The sequence below is a fragment of the Streptomyces sp. NPDC055140 genome (assembly GCF_053607285.1).
On the sequence record NZ_JBSGTG010000190.1, the window covers coordinates 1 to 1,481 of the forward strand.

1 protein-coding gene is annotated in these 1,481 nt (G+C 68.9%); it reads left to right on the forward strand.

Annotation, left to right across the window (positions count from 1 at the left end; genetic code table 11):
* On the forward strand, positions 1–1,481 hold a 1,481-nt coding region (locus tag ACWFR4_RS48885), incomplete at both ends, for an IS1182 family transposase (RefSeq protein ID WP_453658459.1).

The following is a 1,481-nucleotide window of genomic DNA, read 5'->3' on the forward strand; positions in this document are numbered from 1 at the left end:
GGGGCGTCGTTCCCGAAGGGGACGTTGGCAGTCCGGGTGCGTGAGGCGCTCGGTCCGCTGTTCTCGGACGGATCCTTCGCTGAGGCGTTCTCGGCCCGGGGGCGTCCGGCCGTGTCGCCGGGGGCGCTGGCGCTGGTCTCGGTGCTGCAGTACGCCGAGGGACTTACCGATCGGCAGGCGGCTGACCAGGTGCGGGCTCGCATCGACTGGAAGTTTCTCCTCGGCTTGGAGCTGGACGATCCGGGGTTCGACTTCTCCGTCCTGAGCGACTTCCGTGCCCGGCTGATCGGGCACGGGCTGGAGGAGCATGTCCTGGACCTGGTTTTGGCCAGGTGCTCCGAACTCGGACTGCTGCGTGCAGGGGGTCGGCAGCGCACCGACTCCACCCACGTCCTGGCAGCCGTGCGGACGTTGAACCGGATGGAGTTTGTCGGTGAGACCTTGCGCGCGGCGCTGGAGGCACTGGCCGCAGCCGCCCCGGCATGGCTGTCCCCGCTGGTCAACGCCGACTGGGCCAAACGCTACGGCGCCCGGATCGACTCCTACCGCTTCCCCAAGGGCGACAACGTCCGCCAGGAGTGGGCCGAGCAGGTCGGCCGGGACGGCTTCACCATCCTGGAGGCCGTCTACGCACCCCCGGCTCCCGCGTGGTTACGGGAAGTCCCCGCCGTCCAGGTCCTGCGCCGGGCCTGGGTGGAGCAGTACCACCGCGACGGCGAGGGGGTGCGCTGGCGGGAGGGCAAAGACCTCCCGCCAGGCAGACGCAGGCTCTCCTCGCCCTACGACCCGGACGCCCGCTACGCGACCAAGCGCGGCTCGGGCTGGTGCGGCTACAAGACCCACCTCAGCGAGACCTGCGAACCTCACGTCCCGCACCTGATCACTCATGTCCTCACCACGGACGCCACCGTCGCCGACACCGAGGTCACCGCAGTCGTCCACCAGGGCCTGGCCACACGGGAACTGCTGCCTGAAGAGCACGACGTCGATGCCGGCTACGTCACCGCCGCACACATCGTGGCCGCGCGCGAGGCACATGGGATCGAACTGCTGGGGCCGGTCGGGCTGGATACGTGCCACGAGAACTACGAAGGTGAGCACTTCACGCAGAGCGCGTTCACGATCGACTGGGAAGCCAAGAAGGCCGTCTGTCCCCAGGGCAAGATCAGTGCCAGCTGGTCCGACCAGCGCAAGAGCAGCGGCACTCCCCTCTCACGGGTGCACTTCACCGCCCAGGACTGCACGGCCTGCCCGGTGCAGGACATGTGCACCAAAGCGGCGAACGGCAAGTGGGGCCGAAGCCTGACCCTGCTGCCCCAAGACCAGCAGGCAGCACTGGAAGACCGGCGCCGCGAACAGTTCACCGACCAGTGGCAGCAGCGCTACAACATTCGCGCCGGAGTGGAGGGCATCATCTCCCAGGCAATCCGGCGCACCCGCATCCGCCGGACCCGCTACACGGGCCTGCCCAAGACCCGCCT